The 24,071-nt window shown below is 54.6% G+C and carries 14 protein-coding genes; 5 read left to right on the top strand and 9 right to left on the bottom strand.

Going from position 1 to position 24,071, the window contains the following annotated elements; translation table 11 throughout:
- Nucleotides 1–114: 114 nt before the first annotated feature.
- Genes KM934_RS00795 through KM934_RS00785 form a run of 3 tightly spaced genes read left to right on the top strand, consistent with a single transcriptional unit; the run spans nt 115 to nt 1,794 of the window.
- The gene (locus KM934_RS00795; protein WP_215758699.1) at nt 115–951 is read left to right on the top strand and encodes an outer membrane protein assembly factor BamD; all 837 of its coding nucleotides are present in this window, start codon (nt 115–117) and stop codon (nt 949–951) included.
- 52 nt (nt 952–1,003) lie between these two features.
- A complete protein-coding gene (locus KM934_RS00790) occupies nt 1,004–1,345 on the top strand; it encodes a DNA-directed RNA polymerase subunit omega (protein ID WP_215758698.1) in 342 nt (113 codons plus the stop codon).
- Nucleotides 1,342–1,794, top strand: a complete 453-nt coding sequence (locus KM934_RS00785) for a DUF4293 domain-containing protein (protein WP_215758696.1) — start codon at nt 1,342–1,344, stop codon at nt 1,792–1,794. Before KM934_RS00790 ends, KM934_RS00785 begins: the two co-directional genes overlap by 4 nt.
- Nucleotides 1,795–2,014: 220 nt before the next feature.
- On the opposite strand, the gene KM934_RS00780 is transcribed toward KM934_RS00785, so the two are convergent.
- The 4 genes from KM934_RS00780 to KM934_RS00765 form a co-directional block, all read right to left on the bottom strand.
- The gene (locus KM934_RS00780; protein WP_215758694.1) at nt 2,015–2,509 is read right to left on the bottom strand and encodes a 3'-5' exonuclease; all 495 of its coding nucleotides are present in this window, start codon (nt 2,507–2,509) and stop codon (nt 2,015–2,017) included.
- A 209-nt stretch (nt 2,510–2,718) separates the two neighbouring features.
- A complete protein-coding gene (locus KM934_RS00775; RefSeq protein WP_215758692.1) occupies nt 2,719–3,531 on the bottom strand; it encodes a hypothetical protein in 813 nt (270 codons plus the stop codon).
- A 313-nt stretch (nt 3,532–3,844) separates the two neighbouring features.
- Nucleotides 3,845–7,450 (bottom strand): pyruvate:ferredoxin (flavodoxin) oxidoreductase, encoded by a 3,606-nt coding sequence (nifJ, locus tag KM934_RS00770; RefSeq protein ID WP_215758689.1) that lies wholly within the window; start codon nt 7,448–7,450, stop codon nt 3,845–3,847.
- 128 nt (nt 7,451–7,578) lie between these two features.
- On the bottom strand, nt 7,579–8,766 hold the full coding sequence (locus KM934_RS00765) for an ATP-binding protein (RefSeq protein WP_215758688.1): 1,188 nt from the start codon (nt 8,764–8,766) through the stop codon (nt 7,579–7,581).
- A 454-nt stretch (nt 8,767–9,220) separates the two neighbouring features.
- Between KM934_RS00765 and KM934_RS00760 the strand changes: the two genes are divergently transcribed.
- Entirely contained in the window at nt 9,221–10,207 is a 987-nt protein-coding gene (locus KM934_RS00760) for a hypothetical protein (RefSeq protein ID WP_215758687.1), read from the top strand.
- 175 nt (nt 10,208–10,382) lie between these two features.
- Nucleotides 10,383–14,159, top strand: coding sequence for an ATP-binding protein (locus tag KM934_RS00755; RefSeq protein WP_215758685.1), 3,777 nt, complete (start codon nt 10,383–10,385; stop codon nt 14,157–14,159).
- A 687-nt stretch (nt 14,160–14,846) separates the two neighbouring features.
- Here the strand turns inward: KM934_RS00755 and KM934_RS00750 are convergent.
- From KM934_RS00750 to KM934_RS13305, 5 genes are all read right to left on the bottom strand, one after another.
- Nucleotides 14,847–18,977, bottom strand: a complete 4,131-nt coding sequence (locus KM934_RS00750; RefSeq protein WP_215758684.1) for a hybrid sensor histidine kinase/response regulator transcription factor — start codon at nt 18,975–18,977, stop codon at nt 14,847–14,849.
- 431 nt (nt 18,978–19,408) lie between these two features.
- A complete protein-coding gene (locus tag KM934_RS00745; RefSeq protein ID WP_215758682.1) occupies nt 19,409–20,986 on the bottom strand; it encodes a sulfatase family protein in 1,578 nt (525 codons plus the stop codon).
- A gap of 223 nt (nt 20,987–21,209) precedes the next feature.
- Nucleotides 21,210–22,166 (bottom strand): hypothetical protein, encoded by a 957-nt coding sequence (locus tag KM934_RS00740; RefSeq protein ID WP_215758681.1) that lies wholly within the window; start codon nt 22,164–22,166, stop codon nt 21,210–21,212.
- Between the two features lie 69 nt (nt 22,167–22,235).
- On the bottom strand, nt 22,236–23,753 hold the full coding sequence (locus KM934_RS00735) for an alpha-L-fucosidase (protein ID WP_215758678.1): 1,518 nt from the start codon (nt 23,751–23,753) through the stop codon (nt 22,236–22,238).
- A gap of 60 nt (nt 23,754–23,813) precedes the next feature.
- Nucleotides 23,814–23,948, bottom strand: coding sequence for a HepT-like ribonuclease domain-containing protein (locus tag KM934_RS13305; RefSeq protein WP_369425856.1), 135 nt, complete (start codon nt 23,946–23,948; stop codon nt 23,814–23,816).
- Nucleotides 23,949–24,071: the final 123 nt, after the last annotated feature.

The following is a 24,071-nucleotide window of genomic DNA, read 5'->3' as shown; positions in this document are numbered from 1 at the left end:
TGTGTGCGAAAACTGCAATTTGGGCTTACCAAATCCTATTTTTTGCTAAAAATGGCGAGTGCTCCTTGGCAAATCCATGAAATAGTTGTATTTTTGCATTCCAAAATGCAGAACATGAAGAAGATCATTCTCGTAGCTTTTACCATCCTGTTGCTCTTGAGCAGCTGCGCAAGGGAATTCAATCAGGTATATAGAACCCCCGATTACCATTACAAATACGAGTACGCCAAGGAGTGCTTCGCCAATGGCAAGTACCAACGCGCCACTACCATCCTGCAAGAGGTTATCACCCAGCTGAAGGGTACAACCGATGCTCAGGAGAGCCTATACATGTTGGCCATGGCCGAATTTTGCAACCGCGACTACGAAACGGCTTCCGAAACTTTCAAGCGCTACGTAAAAACGTACCCGCGTGGCGTATATGCCGAGATGGCGTCCTACTATGCCGGACAGAGCCTGTACATGTGCACTCCCGAGCCGCGCCTGGACCAAACAGAAACCGTTAAGGCCATCGCTGCCTTCCAAGACTACCTGGACCTCTATCCAGACGCCCAGATGAAGGAGCAGGCTCAAAGCCGCTTGTTCGCATTGCAAGACAAGTTGGTTGAGAAGGAACTCTACTCTGCCCAGCTCTATTACAACCTTGGCACCTACTTCGGAAACTGCACCGAGGGTGGAAACAACTACGAGGCATGCATCGTCACCTCAGAGAACGCCCTGAAAGACTACCCCTACTCAAGCAAGCGCGAGGACTTTGCGTTGCTCATCATGAAGAGTAAGTATGAACTGGCCAAGCAGAGCGTAGAGGAAAAACGCGTGGAACGATTCCAAAATGCGGAAGACGAGGCTTACGGATTCATCAACGAATATCCCGACTCCAAGTCGCGTAAGTTGGCCGAGGAGTATGTGAACAAATGCAAGAAGGTGACCAGTACGGTCGTCGACGAGTAAGCGTCAACCATCAGAATTAGCAATATCAAAAATCAATATTTTTCAATCAGATATGGATTATAAGAAGTCAAAAGCTCCGGTAAACACCGAGACTCGCGAGCTTCCCGAGTTGTGGAAGAGCACTGGTAACATCTATGAGAGCGTGGCCATCATCGGCAAGCGCGCCAACCAAATCGGTGTGGAGATTAAGCAAGACCTGAACAAGAAGTTGCAGGAGTTTGCTTCTTACAACGATTCGTTGGACGAGGTGTTCGAAAACCGTGAGCAGATCGAGATCAGCCGCTACTACGAGAAGTTGCCGAAACCCACACTGCTGGCTACCCAGGAGTTTATTGAGGGCAACATCTATTGGCGCGATCCCTCACAGGACAACCAAGAGGAAGAGGCACAATGATTCAGCGCATTCAAACCCTCTACCTGATGTTGGCTGTGGCTGTGCTCATAAGCTGCCTGGCCATGCCTATTGGTAGTGTGGAGCCTCAGGGAATGGGTGTTTCGGCCAAGATGTTTAACCTGGGCCTGTACCAAGGAGAGAATTTCACGGCCTACCCATTGCTGCTTGCCGACCTGGTGATTACAGCGGCATTGTCGCTCGTCACCGTGTTTATGTTCAAGCGCCGCGCTCTGCAAATGCGTTTGTGCACGGTGAGCGTAGTGCTCTGCCTGTTGTGGTATGCTTACTATGCTTACTGCGCTTTCGTGGCTCTGCCTGTCGACGGTGCCACATTCCATGTGGCATTCGGCGCTTGCCTCCCGCTCATCGCCATCATCCTGCTGATGATGGCTCATCGTGGCATCAAGGCCGATGACCGTCTCGTGAAGAGCATGGACCGCATTCGCTAAACGAGCTAAAGCGCCAAGCTCATTGCAAAGCAATAACTCTTTGCACAAAATATTAAAACAACCGTTATGAATGATAGCCCGAACCCTGAGAGTTCGGGCTATTGTTTTTTGGCACAAATGTACTTACGACAAGTGGGCGCAAACTAAATAAGCAAAGCCATCTGCGTCAACAATAGCATTCGCAACCTATCAAACGTTGGCATAAAACAGAGACTTACGTTCAGAGCAAGTGGAGCGCTATGACAGCGCAGGCCTCGGCATCGGCCAAGGCGTGGTGGTGGTTGGTGAGATCGTAGCCACAATAGCGAGCTACGGTTTGCAACTGATGATTGGGCAATATGCCTGCCAACTGCCTACGTGAGGCACGACAGGTACAATGGAACTCATAGTTGGGGTAATCCATGCCATATTCCTTAAATACAGCCTTCAAGCAACTCTCATCGAACGGACTGTTGTGGGCCACCAAGGGTAAGCCTTCCAATTTAGGGGCGATAACCTGCCACACATCGGGAAACGGACGTGCATCCTCCACATCGAGCATGGTCAAACCATGCACCTGGGTGGTCAAATAGGTGAAGAAATCTGGGCGGGGGTAGATAAGGCTGTAGAACTTCTCGGCCACCTCGCCGTTTCTTACAATCACCACTCCCACACTGCAAACGCTACTGCGGTACTGGTTGGCCGTCTCAAAATCTATGGCTGCAAAATCTTTCATCGATTGTATGGGTTAAATGATAGGGCATATCCCATTATGCCAAAACGCGAATGGAAGCACGATGCCGGAAGAAACACTGACAAGGGTTGCAAAGAAACAATAACAAACTCGTTATATTCCCATTTCGGCCATATGCCCATTTTAGGTTCAAATCGCCCCACCAACGCTTAGGTTAGCAGGGCGACATGAGATCGCGCCTTACACGCCGATTACTTGCCAAGGTTCTTCAAAGCATTGTGAGCAGCCTCGTTCACCTTGTCGTTGAGTTTTTTCTGTCCTTCTTTCACCTTTTCGGCAGCCTTCTCTCTTGCCTCGTTCACCTTCTCATTGGCCTTGTTCTGCGCCTTGGTTACCTCTTCATTGGCTTTCTTCTCTGCGGCAGCCTTGGCGTTGTTCACAGCCTTTGTGGCGGCAGTCTTGGCTGCTTCCTTGGCAGCCTCGGGCACATTCTCCACGATCTTCTTAGCGGCCTCGGGAGCGCTCTGCAAGGCAGCCTTCGCAGCCTCAACGGTAGCGGCAGTCTGAGCAGCCTTCTGGATATAAGGAGCGGCAAGGTTCACAGCGTCGTCAGTCACGGCTTGTTTGGCCTGCTCAGCAGTGGTCTCTGCGGTGGTAGGCAGGTTCTTTATGCCATTCACCAAGTTGGCTATGGTGGTATTGCCATCTGTCACAGTCTTGATGCTCTCGGCATTTTCTGCCAGGAAATTCTTGATCGACTGGCCGTAGGCCTTGGCCTCATCCAATTGACCGGCATTGACAAGGGCCTTGTAGGTGGCCTGCAACGTTGCGAGTGAGGTGATGAGGACCTTCGGATCCTTGTTCTTCACAGCCTGCTCCACCTGGGCGGTAAGCGTAGCGATGGCTGCATTGGTATTGTCGCTGAGAGCGGCGGTATCAACAGTTTCTACGGCAGCGGCCTGATCGGCGGCACCAGCGGCAGCCTCTGCGTTCTTTTTGGTGTCTCCGCAACTGCTCAGCACAAGGGCAGCAGCTGCAGCGATGGCTAAAAATCCTTTTTTCATGATGTAGTTAAGATTAATGTGTTATAAATGTTGTTTGTGGTTTCCTTAAATTATTGGGTCAAGGCGATGTCGTTGCATCGTCATTTTGCAAGATTATCAGCGGGTTGCAATCATGGCAGCGCAACATAACATGAAACAGCCCTGGTATCACGTCATGCGAACACGCACTTTTACAAAGATAATAGAAAAAGCGTGTAGCATCGTGTTTTGTTAAGTCGATTTAACAAAAAATCCCCGCAAGCAGACCTTGAGCCACTTGCGGGGATCATTATGATTGCTCCCTATGACGGGAGAACATTAGCTGGGAATGGGATTAGATAATCTCCGTCCAATCCTCCTGGCTCTTGCGGACGTAAGCCTGGTAGCGACGCTTAGCGCTCTTCTCCGTCTCGCTGAAGAGCTCCTCTGCGTGCTCGGGATCGGCCTTCTTCAATGAAGAGAAGCGAACCTCGCCCATGAGGTAATCCTGGAACTTATCCCACTGCGGAGCCTTAGAGTCGAGCTGGAACGGATTCTTGCCCTCCTTGGCGAGCTCAGGATTGAAACGCCAGAGGTGCCAGTAACCGCACTCAACGGCCAGAGCCTCCTCGTGCTGTGAGCGACCCATGTTACGCTTCTCCTCCTTCGTACCCTTAATACCGTGGTTGATACAGGGAGCGTAAGCGATGACGAGCGATGGTCCGGGATAAGCCTCAGCCTCACGGATAGCCTTCAAGGTCTGAGCGTTGTCGGCACCCATAGCAATCTGAGCCACGTAGATGTAACCATAAGTGGTCTCCATCAAACCGAGGTCCTTCTTGCTCACACGCTTACCGCTGGCGGCAAACTGTGCAATGGCACCGATAGGAGTAGACTTAGACGACTGACCACCTGTGTTAGAGTAAACCTCGGTATCGAGCACCAGGATGTTCACGTCCTCACCGGTAGAAAGCACGTGGTCGAGACCACCGTAACCGATATCGTAAGAAGCACCGTCACCACCGATGATCCACTGTGAACGCTTCACGAGGTAGTGGTCGAGGGTCTTCAACTCAGCGCAAATGGGGCAGCCCTTCTCTGCGCCAGCTGCGATCAGCGGCTTCAATTCGGCAGCTGCGGCCTTAGAGCCGTCGGCGTCGTTCATGTTGGCCATCCAGTTGTCGGCGGCTGCTACGAACTCCTCAGGAACATTCTCGTTGCCCTTGGCCTCATTGAGCAATTGGCAGATGCGCTCCTTCATCTTCTTGTTGGCCAGTGACATACCCAGACCAAACTCACAGAAGTCCTCAAACAGAGAGTTGTTGAAGGCAGGACCCTGACCCTTGTCGTTCTTGCAATAAGGAGTAGAAGGTACAGAAGCAGAGTAGATGCTTGAGCAACCTGTAGCGTTGGCAATCATCTCACGGTCACCGAAAAGCTGGCTAATGAGCTTCACATACGGAGTCTCACCGCAACCAGCGCATGCACCAGAGAACTCAAACAGAGTGTCGGCGAACTGAGAGTTCTTCGGGCTCTGCTTGATATCGATGAGGTCTTGCTTTGACTTCACGTTCTTCACGAGGTAAGTCCAGTTGTCAACCTCCTTCTTCATTGCGGGATCGTCCACGTTGAAAGGAACCATCTTCAGGGCCTTCTCAACCTTGCCTGTCTCCTTGTTCTTCTTACCCGGGCAAACGTCAACACAGTTGCCGCAACCCAGACAGTCGAGCACAGAAACCTCCATACGGAACTTCATACCCTTGATTGCCTTCGGAGCCAAGATGTCCTGAGTCTCGCCATCAAAGCCAGCAGCCTCCTGCTCGTCGAGAACGAACGGACGGATACAGCCGTGAGGACAGCAGAACGAACACTTGTTACACTGGATACAGTTCTCCACATTCCAAACAGGAACGAATGCCTCCACACCACGCTTGTCGTAAGCGGCTGTGCCTGTCTGCCATGTACCGTCAGTAGTGTTGAACTTAACGAAGTCAGAAACCTTCAGCAGGTCACCGGCCTGAGCGTTCATCGGGCGAACAATCTCCTTCACGAATGCGGGAGCGTCGTCCTCGACCACTGCGTCATCAGCGAGGTTTGCCCAAGCGGGGTCAACAGCCAACTGCTTATACTCGCCACCGCGATCAACGGCGGCGTAGTTCTTGTTGACCACATCCTCACCCTTCTTGCCGTAAGACTTCACGATGAACTTCTTCATCTGCTCCACAGCGAGCTCAGTAGGAATCACCTTAGTGATGCGGAAGAATGCTGACTGCAGGATGGTGTTGGTGCGGTTGCCAAGGCCAATCTCCTGTCCAATCTTCGTTGCGTTGATGTAATACACCGTGATGTTGTGCTTAGCGAAGTAGCGCTTCACCTTGTTGGGGATGAAGTTGACGAGCTCATCGCCATCGAAAATTGTGTTGAGCAGGAATGTACCACCGTCGCGAAGGCCACGTGTCACATCATACATGTGCAGGTAAGCCTGTACGTGGCAAGCCACGAAGTTTGGCGTGTTCACCTGGTATGCGCTGTGGATGGGCTCGTCGCCGAAACGCAAGTGTGAGCAAGTGAAACCTCCCGACTTCTTAGAGTCGTAAGAGAAGTATGCCTGGCAATATTTGTTGGTGTTGTTACCAATGATCTGCACCGAGTTCTTGTTGGCACCAACGGTACCGTCTGAACCCAAGCCGAAGAACTTAGCCTCGAACAATGAGTCACCACCCATGGGGATTTCCTCCACCTCAGGCAGGCTGGTAAACGTAACATCGTCTACGATACCCACTGTGAAGTGATCCTTCGGAGTGTTAAGATCGAGGTTGTTGAACACAGAGATGATCTTGGCGGGTGTGGTGTCTGATGAACCGAGACCATAGCGGCCACCAACGATCAGCGGTTTGCGAGGATCGTCGTAGAGGGCAGCCTTCACGTCGAGATACAAAGGCTCGCCATCGGCTCCAGGCTCCTTGGTGCGGTCGAGCACGGCAATGCGCTTCACCGTGTCGGGGATAGCCTTGCGGATGGCCTCCACGCTGAACGGACGATAGAGGTGAACGGCGACCATACCGACCTTCTTGCCCTGCTTGGTGAGGAAGTCTATGGCCTCACGAGCGGCCTCGGTAGCCGATCCCATGAGCACGATGATATGCTCTGCATCGGGTGCACCGTAGTAGTTGAAGAGGTGGTATTCGCGGCCGGTGATCTTTGAAATCTCAGCCAAGTGCTTCTCCACGATGGCGGGGATGGCTTCGTAATACTTGTTGCAAGCCTCGCGGTGTGTGAAGAATGTCTCAGGGTTCTCAGCGGTACCACGTGTGTCGGGACGCTCAGGCGACATGGCACGGTCGCGGAAACGCTTAATCCACTCAGGATTAACGAGCGGGCGGATGTCCTCCATGTCCATCTCCTCAACCTTGTGATACTCGTGGGAGGTGCGGAAACCATCAAAGAAGTTGATGAAAGGCACTGAGCTCTCGAGCGTGGAGAGGTAAGGCACAGCAGAGAGGTCCATCACCTCCTGCACAGAGCCTGAGCAGAACATGGCGAAACCTGTCTGGCGGCAAGCCATAACATCCTGGTGGTCACCAAAGATACAGAGTGAGTGACTGGCCAACGTACGAGCGGAAACGTTGAATACGCAAGGCAGCAACTCACCGGCAATCTTGTACATATTGGGGATCATCAGGAGCAAGCCCTGCGAAGCTGTGTACGTAGAGGTCAAGGCACCGGCCTGCAGTGAGCCGTGAACAGCGCCAGCGGCGCCACCCTCAGACTCCATCTCCTGTACGCTGACAGTCTGACCAAAAAGATTCTTACGCCCCTTGGCAGCCCATTCGTCGACGTGCTCGGCCATAGGAGAAGACGGGGTGATGGGGTAGATACCAGCAACCTCGGTGAACATGTAGCTCACGTGCGCGGCAGCGGTGTTACCATCACATGTCATGAATTTCTTTTCTTTTGCCATTTTTCTTAAAATAGATGATTAATGTTTATGTATCGTTTTATTTTATTGTAAAGTATCGTTGGGGTGTTGGTCGGTGGTTTGTGGCAACCTAAGCTATGGTTTTCGGCGACTCCATTGTTAGCCATTTGCTAATAAAGGAAGCCGAAGAGCCAGAGCGGTATTTGGTTGTCGCGGCCCACCTCCGTGTTATATCGCGCGTAGATGGTGTCGCCCGTGTATCTCACTTTGCCTGTGGCTCGGGCGTCGCACACTCGGTATTTCTGCTTTCCGTCGATGAGGTAGAACTGGTTTTTGGTGCCTTGGTTGACGAGATGGTCCTTCCACATGGTGTTGACAAAGAACGTCTCCATAAGATCTTGCTCATCGACCTTGATGGGATAGATGGCGTACATCAGGTTGGGGTTGTGCATCATGACCTTTGCCGGCTTCTTCGGGAACCTTTGTCCTGGCGAGTAAATCATGTTGATGAGCCGCGCATCGGCCAGGTATTTGATGTAGTTCATCACCGTGGCGCGGCTGGTATCGATCTGCTGAGCCAATTGCGAGACGTTGGGCGCCTGCGGCCCGTCGACAGCGAGCAAGTAAAACAGCTTCTTGATTTTTGTGAGATACTTCAGTTCTATCTGCTTGATGAGCAGTATGTCCACCTCGGTCATCATGTTCATAGTCTTGAGCAGGTTCTCCGAGAAGTTACTGTTTTCCAGGAAGAATGGGTAGAATCCATGGTGCAAATAATCGCCAAAATAGCGAGCCGGACTACAACTGGGCAGGATTTTCTTAACGATATGCTCGTGGTTATTTACGATTTCGTCGAGCGTATAGGGCTGGAAATTCTCTCCAGTCATGAGGTTCAGATACTCGCGAAACGAGAAACCGCGCAAGTTATAGCTCTTTACGATGCCGCCAATCTCTGGGTTTTCCTCTTTCAATCGCATGACACTCGATCCCGTGAAGATGATTTTGAGTTGTGGGAAACGGTCGTAACACAACCTCAGTTCACGGCTCCAGTTGGGCTGTTTGAACACTTGGTCGATGAGTAACACCCGTCCACCTTGATTCACAAAATCCTCGGCGAAATCGGCTAACCCACGTCCTTGGAAGTAGAAGTTGTTCATGTTGACATAGAGACACTTACGGTCTTCCTTGCCATAGTTTTCCTTGGCATATTCCAACAGGAACGAAGTCTTTCCCACTCCGCGCGTTCCCTTAATACCGATGAGCCGTTCACTCCAGTCAATCTCGTCCATGAGGACGCGCTTGACTGTCGCTTTGTTATGCTCCACGAGGTAGGCGTGTGTACGAAAGAAAACCTCCATAGCGATCTTTTTGATTAGCTCGGTAATTCGATGCAAAGATAATACTTTATTTTATTATTGCAAAGTCAAGGTTGCAAAAGTTTCGCATTTTATATTTTTTATTCTTATTGGAACGCTCGTGAGGAGCCGCTCCTATGCAACATTGGGGCGGAGAGCGTCGGCAAACGGGGCGATGCAAACAATTCGACAAGGCATCCATGGCAAAAGATGCACAAAATGCGAAGTAAGCCATGGTTCGAAGTCGTCAGAAACATCGACGAACAAAGGCGACAAGCCAACCCTGCGAATGCCGGAGAACCCACCAAGCACTCCAAAAGAAAGCCAGGGCACCCAGAAAAGAAAGGACTTCTTACCGCAAAAGAATGGGCTTCTTACCGCAAAAGGTTGACGCTTTCGTCCTCCCGTTGGCCCTTTTTTCGTAACTTTGCGCTAACCAATTGAACCCTGACAAACGATGGATTTATATATTTTCAACCCCGAACACGACATCATGCTGGCGGCCAACCGCGACCGGACGACACCCCCACGAGCCGCTCGCGAGCTGCGCCACGACCTTGGTTTCCTGCCTGCGTTGTGGGCCCAAAAGGGCGATGTGGTGCTGGTAGACGACGCTTCCTTTGCCCACGAAGCCTTTGCGGCAACAGGACGCGAGCTACAAGCCACATTGGCCGACCGCCACATGGCGCGCCAACTGTTACGCTCCGTGCCGCCATCCGAGCTTCGCCTACGCCCTTGGGGGTGGGATCGCTCCATCGTGCGCGAACTTCGCGAGATAGGAGTGGCCTCCGAATGGCTTCCCACCGACGTCCAACTCGATGCCATTCGCCGCATGAGCCACCGCGCCTGGGCGGCTGAAAACCTGCTCACTCCCCTACGCGAAGCGCCCGGAACGATTGGCGAGAGCCATGCAGCAACCACTCTCGACAGCTGCCTCAACCTCTTGCAACGCCACAGCAACGTTATGGCGAAGGCACCTTGGAGCAGCAGCGGGCGCGGAGTCAGACCGTTGTCGGTCCATGACCTGACACCTTCAACACAAGGGTGGCTCACCCGCATCATCGCCGACCAGGGCGCCGTGATGATAGAGCCCTATTATAATAAGGTGTTGGACTTCGGCGTTGAACTGACGAGCGACGGCCACGGCTCGGTCCATTTCAACGGCCTCTCGCTTTTCTACACCGAACATGGCGCCTATGTGGGCAACCTCGTGATCGACGAATCGGCCAAATGGCAACTGCTCAGCGCCTACATCGACCGCCAACCGCTGACCCACCTCATCGACCGCCTGTGCCTTTTGCTGGGCGACGCGCTGCGCAACGTCTACGCCGGACCGCTGGGCATCGACATGATGGTGGTGCGGCAGGACGACACCTTGCTGTTGCACCCCTGCGTAGAGATGAACCTACGCGCCACTATGGGCCACGTGGCATTGCTCGTCTGATGAGGTTCGATGTGTTAATCATTCCTATATTTTAAGGCAGAATACGGCGTGTTGTGTCATTTCTTTGTAACTTTACAAAGATTAACAGAATAAGAAGGATACACATCCAACCAGTCTGACGGCTACGCTCCTCCCCCATTGCGCATGCCGCAGCACAGCAAACAAGCATACAGCTATGCCTAAACAAAACGAACCGATACCCTACGAGGTGGGCGAAACCTACGTGTTCACCGTCCACACCCTCCACGACGACCTCTGCGACCTGGTCGACGACGCAGGTCTGCACGTCTATCTGAAGCACACCGCCGGCCTCCACATCACCAAAGGCCAGGCCATTCGTTGCCGAGTCACCGCCAAAGGGCAGTTTCGCCCGAAGGTTGAGCTCGACGAGGAAGAAGCCCTTGCCGCCTCCAACAGCCAAGTCTCCGAAGAGGCCATCAACACGCTTCTCGACACCGTTCGGGGCGACTGGAACGGCGCTGGCTTTGCCTCGCTATTGCTGATGAGCGAGGTGGAGGACCTCACCTATACCGCCGCTTGCCGCCAATGGATCGACAAGCTCATGGCCGACGAGTGCGACCTTACGGCCGTTCGGCAGGCCGTGACGCGCTTTATGGAGGAAACCGACTTTCTCGGCCTCTGCACGCCCGCCGAGCGCGACACCTACCAGCAGCGTCTCACCGAGGCCATCGACACGCTCGACGGATACATTCGCGCCAGCGACTTGCTCGACGAGGGCAACGCCATGCAGTTTGTTGACCAATTGTTAGACAAGCTCGACAAGGCCGGATACGTGTATCAACCCGACACCAACTTCCGGATACTTGCCTGTCTCTTCCTGATCGACCGCTCACTTGTGGACAACTGCATTGGCCGTCTGTTCGACGTGGTGCGCCGCTGGCCACTTGCCATCTGGACCAAACCACCCTTCAACAACACCCTGTTGAGGACGTTGCAACTGTATATCGACGAGAACATTGGGCGCGTGGACCGCAGTTCCGAGAACGGCCGCCTCGTACGCAACCTCATGCAGGCGCTTAGCATACTCCTGTTGTTGGGCGAGCAAACCAACGACGCCACCCCACCCACCCTCGACGAGCGCGTGAACCTCTCACGTCTCTGCGTGCTCTCCACCTACATCGACAATTTCAACAACAAGGGATTGCTCAATGTTGCCATCAACAGTTTGCTGGGCAACCGATTCTACCGTCCCAAATACTCGCTGGCCGAAACGGCTGGCGACCATGTGGCCTATGCCCTGAAACGCAGTCCGGCCAACGCATCGTCATGGCCCATAGGCACCAACAGTTGCTACATCGACGGTCAGGTGCGCCTCAATGTCGGCCCAGAAGGCATCACCCTACAGACCGACAACCCGAAAGCCAAGACGGTTCTGCCCGACCAGATAGCGCTCTGGGGCCATCTGCAGGTCATTGCCGACCGCCGCGCCATGCCCTCGCTCTCGGGCGACATCACCGTGAAGGACAGCAAGCGCCTATGGGAAGCCATCGAGCGCGACCTCTTCACGGCCAACGCCGCCTCATCGGTCAGCCCCACAGCCTCTGCCCAAGCAGCCAAGCCAAAGTCGCTCCATAGCGTGGGCGACAGGGTGAACGTCTGCATCCGACGTGTGGAAGAGGGCGTGGACGACGACGACTTGCTCTACTGCTCCTTCGAGGGCGAACGCGAGGAGCGTGGCTATCTATACCAGCACGACGTGGTGGGATACCTGCGCCATGTGACTCTGTGGATGTTTGAAGGCACCACTGGCCACCCACTGGTGCTCGAAGCACGCATCGTCGACGAGGACAGCGACGGCCTGTTCCGCCTCTCGATGAACGAGCTGATCAAAGACTTCGTGTGCGAAAACTACAATCCCGGCGACCCCGTGGTGTGCTCGCTGGGCACGGCCCGTAGCGCCTCATCCAACAAGCCCTACGTTCCGGCCATCAGCGTCTACGGCGAGAGCGTCAGCCTCACGGGCTCCTTCGACGAGGACTTGCAGCGTGGCGACTTGGTGAACGCCATCTACGAGAGCAAGGCCGACGACGCCTTCCACATTCGTTGCCGCATTGTCGACCGCGCCGACGGCGAGAAGGTGAACCCGATGGTGGCCTTCCACGAGCTGCTCCTCGAATATGCGGTGGGCGACGACCAAACCCTCGACGAGCCCACCGTTCCCCAGCCCGACACCCAACCTACCGCAACCGACGTGGAGAGCGACGCCAAGTTGCTCGACGCCACCTATGTGAAAGAACTCATTCGCATACTTGATCGCATGGCGGCCATCGACGCCGACTATGTGCGCTCCTACAATTACATTGCCTACGCACGCGTGCTCTGCCTGATGATGCCCGATGGCGAGGCGCGCGCCGACTACTATCGCGGCCGCAAGCAACTCATCGAGATGCTTTACGACTTTGCCGTGAACGACACGGTCGACGCGGCTCAGCTCGACCGTCTGCAGAGCGAGGACGGCGAACTCTTCGCCGAGGACACGCCCCTGCGCGACAAACTACAGCAGTTGCGCATCATCAGCTACATGGGCTACCAAGTGCACGACGATGAGTTGCAGCATCTGCGCGCCACCACGCAGGGCCTGACGCGCGAGATGGCCTCGCTCGCCATGGCCTACAACATTCTGCGCGAGAACAACATGGAGCCGCAGGCCAACGACATCTTGAACCGCATAAAGAACGCCCTGCGCCTCAACGGCTACGAGTCGCACCTGAAGACATACGGAGGCGGCATCGAGTCGCAAACGGTGGAGTTTAAGACATCCATCGTCTATCCACCCGACAACGACTCTTATCCCGACATGGCGCGACAGATGCGCACCATCCTCACCGTCATCGCAGCATTCCTCAACACCGACGGCGGCACGCTCTACATCGGCGCCAACGACAGCGGTGCGGGTGTGGGTGTGTACGACGACTTGTGCTACAAGGAGTTTCACGGCGACAAGGACAAGTACCAGCGCGCCGTGCTCGATGGCGTGGCGCTCACCTGGGGCAACAGTGTGGCGTCGTTTGTGAGTGCCGCCTGGGACACCGACAACACCAGCGGCAAGGACGTGCTGGTGGTTACGGTCAATGCCTACGCACCTGGCGTCGACATCGACGGCAAGTGGGTGTACCGCAACGGCAGTGGCAACCGCCACCTAACGAAGGTCGAATTTGAGCAGTACAACGCGCGCCGACAGGAGCAACGCGCCAAGGAGCTACAGGCCACAACCCCAACGACCGAGGCTCCAACGACGCCAATCGCCAAGCCTGAGGAAGCCCCCCAACCGGCCACGGCCGTACAAGCGCCGTTAGCCGCGCCTCAACCAGAGGCCCCTGCGCCAACAGCGCCGACAATTCTTACCAGCAGTGGGCGCAAGAACGTGTTGGTGGAATATGCCGAGGGATTCCTGCCTTACGAGGCATGTCTGAAGTTTATGCCCAACGGCAAGTTCTGCAAGATTACCGATTACGACTTTGACGACACCTCGGAGCTAACGCTGCCCGTCTACGAGGACGACCTGCGCGACCACTACCTGATACTGGGCTACGAGGATTTCACCATAGGCAAGGTGCCCATCAGAGAACTGATAAAGGTTGACGACTACATAACCTACAACCGTTACACCGGCTCGCGCCTACTCTTTGCCGCCATCGCCTCCAACGACGACGGCCTTGTCAGCGTAACGCGCGAGAGCAAGACGGGCGGCCGTGTCATGGTGCGCCTCGACACCATCGGGCGCATCGCCGAGTGCCGACTGTCGAACCGCGGCGACCGACTGGTGAACGAGGGCATTGCCGAGTGTGCCTTGGGTTACGAAATTGCGCCCGCCTCAGTATTCGAGCAGGCCAAGACCATCCTCGACCGCGACGCACGCACCCTGGGATTCCCCATTGCCACCATGTCGCCCGACGTGAAAAATGCGCTACCCTTGCCTCCTACCTTTTAATAAGGTGTAGGCATTGATGCCTCTATCATACACTACAGGTGTTTATCGTTCAGCAAAAATGACCATAAATTAACCACGAATGATTCTATATTTCAGTCTTTATCCAAGAACACACGAGAGTGTTCGCTTGGACGCAAAAGGATTCTTTTGATGAATCGTTCATGGTTAATTTATGGTCTATTGTATGTTTCGCACAAAAACTTCGCAACCACGCGCCTATCACATAGCCGATAGGCAACCAGCCTCAACCCCCAATTCCTTCAGGCTTTGGCACCTTGAAAACAGCCGACAGGCCTCTCCTTATTTTAACACTTATTCCCAACGACAAGCACCCTCGCCCTCAAATACGCAATTCTCAGCGATATTTGCAAACGCCTGTCAATCAACGCCTTAACACAACCCGCATCTTCTCTGCGCTCCGTCTTCCATCTTCCACGCTGCGAAACATGCCTTTTCGAGGTGCGATAGATGGTCTTTCGCAACACGATCGATGGTCTTTCGAGATGCGATACATGCCAAACCTCAACTCGAAACATGCCTTTTCGCAAAACGTCGGGGCGAAAAGGCCGTTCCGATTCCACCAAAACGGCATTGTGGCTTCATGGTTCGCGCAAAATCACGACACAAGTTTCTAACCAAAAAACACGACAGGCGCGTCTTCGTTACCATTCGCCTCAGCCAACGCCATTAGGCTTTGCTGGGCGCATCTTCGGTTTCGCCCTGCGATGAAGCCGACGCCTCGCGCTTGGCATACTCGGTGGGCAGACACCCGAAGTCTTTCTTAAAACACGATGAGAAATACTTGGGGTCGTTGTAGCCCACGGCATAGGCTATGTCGGACACATGGGCATTGGGATTCTTGCGCAGCAACTCGATGGCCGATTTCATGCGGATGGAGCGTATGAAAGCCGAGGTACTCAAGCCCGTTATCATGCGCAGCTTCTTGTAAAGCGTCGACTTGCTCGTGTTCATCAGTTCAGCGAAGGTGGGCAAATCGAAATCGGCGTTGTCGAGATGCTGCTGCACCATTTCGATGCATTTATTGAGAAACTCCTGGTCGGAGCCCGCTATCTTCACATCCTTGATGCCTCCAAAGAGCTTGTCGCTGATTTCCTTGTCGGCCTTTTCCTTGTGTTGCAACAGGTTCTTGATGCGCACCTGCAGCACCGACGTGTTGAACGGCTTGGTGATGTAGGCGTCGGCACCTGCCTGGTAAGCCTCAGCGCGCGCCTCGTCGTCGTGCTTGGCGGTAAGCATAATGATGGGGCAGTTGGGGGCGTCCGGCCTATTGCGCAGCTCCCGCGTCATCTCTATGCCGTCCATCACCGGCATCATGACATCTGTCAGGATGAGGTCCACCTTCTCGTTGTCGGCCACCTCGATGGCCTCGCGCCCGTTGTAGGCGGTGAGCACTTGGTAGTTGGCTTCGAGCAAGCGCTTGAGCAGGAGCAACAATTCCTCATTGTCCTCCACAACGAGAATGGTAGGTGCCTGCTTGTTGGCCGGCCTCACGGGCTTGGTGTCGGCAGTGGTACTCATGTTGGCCACCATCATCTGCATGGAGTCTTCAATCTCTTCCTCCGCAAAGGCATCACGATTGATGGGGAGCGTCACCGTGAAGGTGCTGCCCTTTCCCAACTCGCTCTCCACCGCAACCGTACCATGGTGAAGCGTCACAAGGTCCTTCACCAGAGACAGGCCAATGCCCATGCCATAGGTGTTGAAGCGGCGGTGCTCGCCTTCGTAGAACCGTTGGAAGAGCGAAGGCAACTTGTCGGCGGCAATGCCCGCGCCATCGTCCTTCACACGGATGATGGCCCATTGGCCGTCGTCGCAGGTGAGCGACACCTCGATGTGGCCATCCTCACGATTATACTTCGTGGCGTTCGAAATGAGGTTGTAGAGTATCTTGTCGAGCTTGTCGCAATCAAAGTAGCCCACAATGTGTTCGGGCTGGCAGTTTACCGACAACCGGATGTTCTTTTTGTACGTGATGGGCATGATGCTCTCCACCTCATTGCGCACAAAATCGCTCACAGAGCCCTGCGACACACGCAGGTGCTGGTTGCCCGTCTCGGTCTTACGGAACTCCAGGATTTGCTGCAACAAGCGCATCAGGCGGTTCACGTTGCTATTGATGGTTCGGCAATCGTCCTTCGCCTCGGGGTAGGTTTGCACCAATTGGCTGATAGTGGCCGATATGATGGTGAGCGGCGTCATCAGGTCGTGGGTGATATTGGTGAAGAACTGCAGCTTCTTGTGGTTCAGTTGTTCAATGTTATGGCGCTCCATGTGTGCCAACTGCAACTGGCGGTTCACTTCTTCCTTGTTCTTAAAATAGCGCACCACCATGTAGATGGCACACCCCATCAGGATCACATAGACCACCCACGCATACCAGCGCAGGTAGAAGGGCGCCAACACATGGATGTGTATAACCTGCTCGTCGGCGCTCCAGTTGCCCGATGCGTCGGTATGGCGCAGGCGGAAGGTATAGCTTCCCGGTGTCAGATTACTATACACCACCTCGCTCTGACTGGCGTCGGGATACATCCAATCGTCGTCGTAGCCCTCCAATCGGTAAGAGAAACGCGGACAGGTCTCACTGTTGTAGTTGAACGAGGAATACCTTAGCGTCAGTTCACGCTGCATGGGCGCAAGTGTAAGCGTCTCTGTGTAGGGAGGCAGCAGTGGGCTGACATCGTTGCGTTCGTCCTCTTTCATGAGGCTGATGGGCATGCCGTCTACCAAGATGTCGGTGATCATGGGGCGGAAGGGATTGCTCTCGCTCGCGGGAAGCAGGTCGGGGAACGAGACAAATCCGGTGTTGAAACCAAACGCGATGCCGTCGGCGTTGTTGGCCGACGACTGCCCGTAGCCAAAGTATTGCGATCCGATGACCATGCGGCGCTGGTAGGTGCGCATGCCACCCACCATCCCGTCGGCGTCAAACGACAGGCATATCAGTTCGTTGCGCATGGAAATCCAGAGGTTGCCATTGGCGCTCTCCTCGATGCTATACACCTCCTTGTCGGGGATTCCATAACGACTGCTTGCACTCATCATCCTGTCGTTCTTGGCGTCGTAAACAAGCAGGCCCGCCTCTTTGGTGCAGGCCCAGAGGCGTCCGCGGCGGTCGACGAGCAGTTTGAACACGTTGCGCAACTCCAGTTCGGTGTCGGCCAATCGAGTGTATTGACGCAACGTCATGTCGTTTGGTTTGCTTAGGTCGCCCCGCAACCTAAGCAGTCCGTTTTTGCGAGTGCCCAGCCAGATGGTTCCGTCTGGGGCGCTCGTGATGGATCGGATGTCAGAATTGGCGAGCAAGCCAAGCTGCTTGCCCTCCACATGTACCCCCTTTCCATTGGCAAAGCGCACGCTCAAACCTTGATAGGTGCCTATGAGCCAGTTGGAATGTTTGTCGAAAGCAAGACAGTAGATATTGTCCGTCTTGATGAAAGGGCAATTATCCTTGTTGAATTGCCGCGTAATCTTGCCATTCTCAACGACATACAGTCCCGCAAACTCTGTTCCCACAAGGGCGGCGTTAGCCGTCAGGAGCTTGATGAAACTGGCGGACGACGGTAAAGACACCAGGGAGTAGTTGTCCTTCTTGTTGTCAGGATAAACGAGAAGTCCCTTGCGTCGCAATCCCACCCACACGTTTCCGTTGGGCATGACCTCAAGACACGTAATGACATCATTGTACAAATAGCGCGGGGGCAACAAGCGTTGGCTGAAAAACAAAGGGTTGGTTTGAGCCAGAACCATTCCATGCTGACCTGCAACCGCCCACATCTGGTTGTCGCGGTCGCATAAGAAACATGAGGCACCCCTGCCAAAATAATCGGGCTCCGGATTCAGGGAAGCCGGCAAGGCCAACAGGTTGCTATGGGGCTGGTCGGCATTCTCCACAAGTGTAAGGCCTTCGTTGGTTCCCACCCAGAGCAGTCCCGTGTTCTGGTCACGGTTGATGTCCCATATAATATTCGACTGCAACCGTCCGTTTGTGTTGACCAAGGTGTACTGGGTGAGCCTCAGGGGCTTGTTGGTGTCGTAAGGATTGCTGATCTTATAGAGTCCACTGCCCCATGTTCCAACCCACAACACCCCATTGCTCTCATACACGACATGAGCCGATTGTTGCGGATTAAACGAGGGCATGGCGTAGAAACTCTTATCGGATGGATTGTAACGGTAGAGCCCGTGGTCCCACGTGCCAATCCAGACATATCCCTTATGGTCCTCAAACAACGTGGTGATGGATGCTTGTGGCACCTTGGCATTGCCCCTTTCGCTGCATTGAAGCACAAAGGTGTCGTCCTTCGGCTGATAGCGGTAGAGTCCTCCCTCACTTCCGATCCACAGCGTCTCGTCGCGGGTGAAGAGCATACATTTCACAATGTTGCTATTGGCGAAGTCCTTGAAGTCATAGCTTTGGGTGCTCCCATCCTTCAGGTTCATGCGGCACACCCCCTGGCGCGTGCCAATCCAAAGGCGGTTGTTGCCATCGTCAAGCATACAGGTGATCTCATTGGAGGGAAGCAGGTGTGGGAAGAGCAGCGTGTTGCGATAACACTGCACATGACGGCCGTCGTAACGGTAAAGGCCGTTGGATGTGCCAATCCACACAAACCCGTCGTGGTCTTGGTAGAGTGCGGTGATGTCGTTGTCGGGGATGGTCTCCGACAAGTCGATAGGTACAAGGCGCATTTGGGCCAACGACTGGCCTTGAATCGTAAGGACACACAACAACAGGCTGGCCATGAGCATGCACATCCAACGCCCCAAGGGGTTGCGAGTTATTAGGGTTTTCATTCCGTTATGTTCCGTTTTGGGAGATTAGCCTGCATCGGCCAACAAACCGATGATATGGCCACGGCCATTCCGCATGGCCAAATCATGTATTGGGCGCCCATTCCGCAAGCGCCCATTCTCTATCTACATAGGTGCAAATATACACATTTTTCTACATGAAAAGGGATGAACGCCCCACTTTTTCGTCGAGAAAGATGCCAAAAGACCATTATCGTTGTTTAACGGTTCGTTTCTCACCCACATTCGACGAGTCCCTATCGGTCATTGTAACGGAACGGGAAGAAGATAAGGATGTGGTTGATTCTTGCCAACGTTTCTTGCATTGGGAAACACCATTCTACCAAAAACAAAGCCGCCTCGCCCATGATCTTGTCGATGGCATGGGTGAGGCGGCAGTCGGGTTAATGCGCTACCGAATGTTGGCGAAGCGCTTATTTCACTTGGACAGACGCCTTGTGGGCGGTGCGTTCCTTTTGGATGATGGCCTGCATCTGGCTCACGATCTCTGGGTTTTCGGCGGCCACATTGGTCGTTTCATACGGATTGCCGTTGAGGTTGTAGAGCTGTGGTAGCTTGTCGTTGCCCGTCTCGATCTTCGGACCCCAAGTAATCATCTTCGGACCATTGCTGGGCTCAATGTACTTCCATTGCTTGGTTCTGACCGACAGCACACGTGAGGTGCTCTGTTCCACCACATAGTCGCGGCCAACCTTGTCCTTGCCAAGCCACGATTGTAGTTGGTCGCGACTGTCGGCGGCCTCGCGCTGTGGGATGGGAACGTTCAACAGGCTGGCCATGGTGGCCATCAGGTCGATGTGGCTGATGAGCGCATCCGACTGCTGTCCAGCAGCAATGGTCTTCGGCCACCTGGCGATAAACGGAACCATCGTTCCTCCCTCGAAGCTGCTATACTTACCTGAGCGGAACGGTCCCGAGGGCTTATGGTTGCCCAGAAGTTCCTCAGCGCGGTCCTGATAACCATCATCGAGCACCGGACCATTGTCGCTGGTGAGGATGACAAGCGTGTTCTCGTCGAGGCCAAGCTTCTTCAAGAGGCTCGTAACCTGCCCCACCGTCCAGTCGAACTGCGCGATGGCGTCGCCACGAAGGCCCATGGTGCTCTTGCCGCGGAAGCGCTGATGCGGGAAGCGGGGCACGTGAACGTCGTTGGTGCAAAGATACATCATAAACGGTTCGTCGGCATGACGCTTGATGAAGTTCAAGGCATGGGTCGTAATCGAGTCGGCAATGTTCTCGTCCTTCCACAGGGCCTTGCCACCGCCCTTCATGTATCCGATGCGGCCAATGCCGTTTACCACAGCCATGTTGTGGCCATGGCTCGGCTTGAGGTTATACATCAGCTCGGGGTTTGTCTGCCCTGTCGGCACCCCTTCGAACGGCTTGCGATAGCTCACCTCAATGGGAGCCGATGGGTCGTGGTTAGCCACGATGCCGTTCTCGATGAACACACATGGCACGCGATCCGACGTGGCGGCCATGAGATACGAGTAATCGAAACCCAGATCGCCCGGTCCGGCAGCAAGCGGAGCGTTCCAATCCTGCTCGCCGGTCTTGTCGCCCAAGCCGAGATGCCACTTTCCTATGGCAGCCGTAGCATAGCCGCGACTCTTGAAAAGGTCGGCCACGGTGAGCTGTTGGGGCTTGATAATCATTGCCGCATTGCCCGGAGCCACATCGGTGTCGGGACGACGCCAAGCATATTCGCCCGTGAGCAGCGAGTAGCGCGATGGTGTACTGATCGACGCCACGGCATGGCAGTCGGTGAAGCGCGTACCCTCCTTGGCCAACTTGTCCACGTTAGGCGTGGACACGCCCTGAGCCCCGTAGCATCCAAGGTCGCCATAACCGAGGTCGTCGGCCACGATAAAGATGACGTTGGGCTTGTCGGTGCGTTGGTGATGCGACTTTTGCGCTGCCGTGGCGGTGAGTGCCAACGGCATGAGTAACGCCGAAGCCAAGAGGACGTTGCTCTCTTCTTGATGTTTCATAATGATTTGTTGGTGATAGAATAGGTTGTTTGCCGAGGATCGAGCACCCCCGACATGCTCTTTTTGATGTTTGACGCGACAAGCCAAGGCGCGTTGTCTGAGAGAACGCGCCCCGCTTAGGCCCCAATCAAGCCCCGTTGAGTGAGCGCACAAGACGCACAAAACCATTGGGCAAGACCTCCGAGACGGCAGACCGTCGGGCGCCGAGCGATGGGCCGACAGGTTACTTCACCGAGATGAAGTCGCCCTCAATTTCCACTTCGCCGACGATGTATTCGGCTGGGATCACACACTGGCCGTTGTTGAATTGCTTATCGCCTATATACGCCTCTTGCCACATCTGTTGGCCGCCTACCTTCTGAGGACCGGCAAGCTTATGACCAAACCTCACGCGCAAGCCCTTGCAGCCGAAGCCGGGGGCAGGCAGAACCTTCACGACAAGAGCCTTGTTCTTCTCAGCGAGGAAGTTGTTGAGCGTCTGCCCATCGGCAGCCACCACGGTACCATTGCGACTGGCAGCCGTTACGCTGGCTGTGGTTTGCTGGGCGTCGGCGGCCTCTGCGGCGGCACCCTTGGCGCTATTAAGACTGATGCGAGGTTCGCTGCTGTCGTCCACGAGGATGTCGTCGACATAAGCAATCCAGTCGGCAGCCAGCGTGTGTGTCGACTCGGCGTCGGGCACCAGCACCAAACTGTGGATGTCTACGCCATTGGCACTCTTGATAGGGAACACCGCATCGGCCCACTGTCCATGAGGAACGTCGGTCGTGGAGTAGACCCAGAACTGCTCCACATCGGCGGTTTGGCCCACTCGGTCGTGGCGTTTGCCAAGTCCCACGAGCATCACCCTACCGCCCTGCGGGCGGTTAACGAGCACGTGAACTACCTTTCCTTGGGGCGTAAGGGCAAAGGGCTTGGCGAGATCGATGCGCACACCATAGATGTTAGATGCCAGATGCGAACGCCTGAAGGCCACAACCTTATCGCTGGTGTTGCCCCGACGATCGGGGTTCGTTGTGATGGCGGTGTGACCTTCGAGCCTTCCATCGCGGAAAGGCGAGTCCTCCCAACGGTCGTAAACGCCGATGGCGCGATAATCTTTCTGCTCAAAGCCGATATGCTGGGCCATGGCAGGCATGGCGCAAAGGAACGATATGAATAGGAATATGCTATTTTTCATGATGTGAAATGTGGTATGCGAAGGGGGTGTAAACAGATGATTGACACATGTAATGGCACGAACACACGATTAGTAAACGGCCACCTTCTGCAGCAACGGGCACGCCTTGCTATCATCGATGACGATGCGCAGGGCCTTGACCGTCAAGCCTTGGTCGTAGCTCTTGGCCGTGCTGCCGTTGAGAGGCACTATGCGACGATAGCCGATGGTTGTGGTCTTGCAGCCGTTGGCCACACGTTTCCACTGCTGTCCATCGGTCGAAACCTCAATGTGGAAGGCCCTAACACGCTGTCCGCGACGTATATGCTCCATGAGATCCACGTAGCGCACCGTCTGCGGGCGGCTCCAGGTGAGGGTGAGCGTAGCCGTTTTCACATCATCGTCGGTTGCCCAATAGGTGAGCGTCTTGCCGTCGGTGAGGTGCTTCACACCATAGTTGCGCTTGCGCCCCGCCTGCCTTGTATTGGTGGCTTGTATCTTGGCCTTGCGCGCCAAGTCGTTGCCCAAGCGACTCTTGAGCATCACTCCAAACTCCTTCAGCACCGTAACGTCGGCCTCGGGCAGGCGTCCGTCGGGTCCAGGAGGGCAGTTGAGGATGAGCGTTGAGTTGCGTCCCACCGTCTCAAGATACATACGGAACAGTCGTTCGGCCGACATGGGCTTCTCTCCGTTATGCCAGAACCATCCGTGGTCGGTCAGTTTGGCGTCGCTTTCGCCCGCCTCCCAGGCCCATCCGTCCTCGGTGCCGTACATACCATTGTTCTCTGGGGCGTAGCCCACTTCCTCAGCCGACCAGTTTGTCTCACCTGCCCAGCCCTCTTCGTTGCCAATCCATCGGGCCTCACCGCCCACACCCCACAAGATGATATCGGGGCAGACCTTATGAATGGAGTCGCGCAAGTTGGGAATGTCGTAATACGTGGAGCGGTCCACCTTCAGCGTGGTGTTGCGTCCGCCATAGTATCCGTCGCCGCCATTGGCGCCATCGAACCACATCTCAAACTGATCGTCGCCATACTGGGCCAGCTCAGCACACTGGCGCAGGAACACATCGTTGACATATCGGTCGGTTCCATAGTGCAGGTTGTGGCGATCCCATGGCGACACATAGAAGCCATATTTCAATTTTAGCTGACGTGCCGCCTTGGCAAAGTCGCGTGGAATATTGGTCTGTCGGCCGTTTTCGTTGCCCGCCAACTCCACCGAGTGGGTAGTGGTAGCCGTGGGCCACAGGCAGAAACCGTCGTGATGCTTCACCACAGCAATACCACCCTTCATGCCAGCGGCCTTCACGGCCTCGAGCCATTGCTTGGGATTGGGTGGCAAGGTGGGAGCGAACGTGCGCTCATCCTCACTTCCCAGTCCCCACTCACGGTTGGTGTAGGTATTCATGCCGTAGTGGAAGAAGGCATAAAACTCCGTCTCCTGCCAGCTCATCTGTCGGCGCGTGGGCACAGGAAAGACGTAAGCCGGCTCATTGTCGGGGTTAGCCAGTTGCTGCGGCGTCATGTCGAAGGGCGTCGACTGGGCATGGATGGCCATGGGGAAAAGTAGGCAGGCCACAAAGGCCAGAATGGGTTTGGTCATAGGTAGATAATATATGAAGATAATGATGTTGCAGAATTTAGGTAGTAGTGGAGACTATGTTTACTGGTCTTCGACCTGAAACTTATCGACGAAATATTCTACGGCAGTCAACAAATCATCCAAGTCGTTTTTCACGACATCCAAAACCATATCACCGTCAATGTCAAAATAGCCATGCGCAATATGGTTACGAATACCGATTACGTCTTGTCAAGGTATTTCGGGACGTTCACATAGTAGCTTCGATTGGGATATTTTATCAATCTGCCTAACGCTCTCACCGATAGCTTCTATTAGCATACAACTCGCCGCAAGCAC

The organism is Hallella faecis (assembly GCF_018789675.1).
Taxonomy (GTDB): Bacteria; Bacteroidota; Bacteroidia; order Bacteroidales; family Bacteroidaceae; genus Prevotella; species Prevotella faecis.
This window is presented reverse-complemented; position numbering and strand designations above follow the sequence as displayed.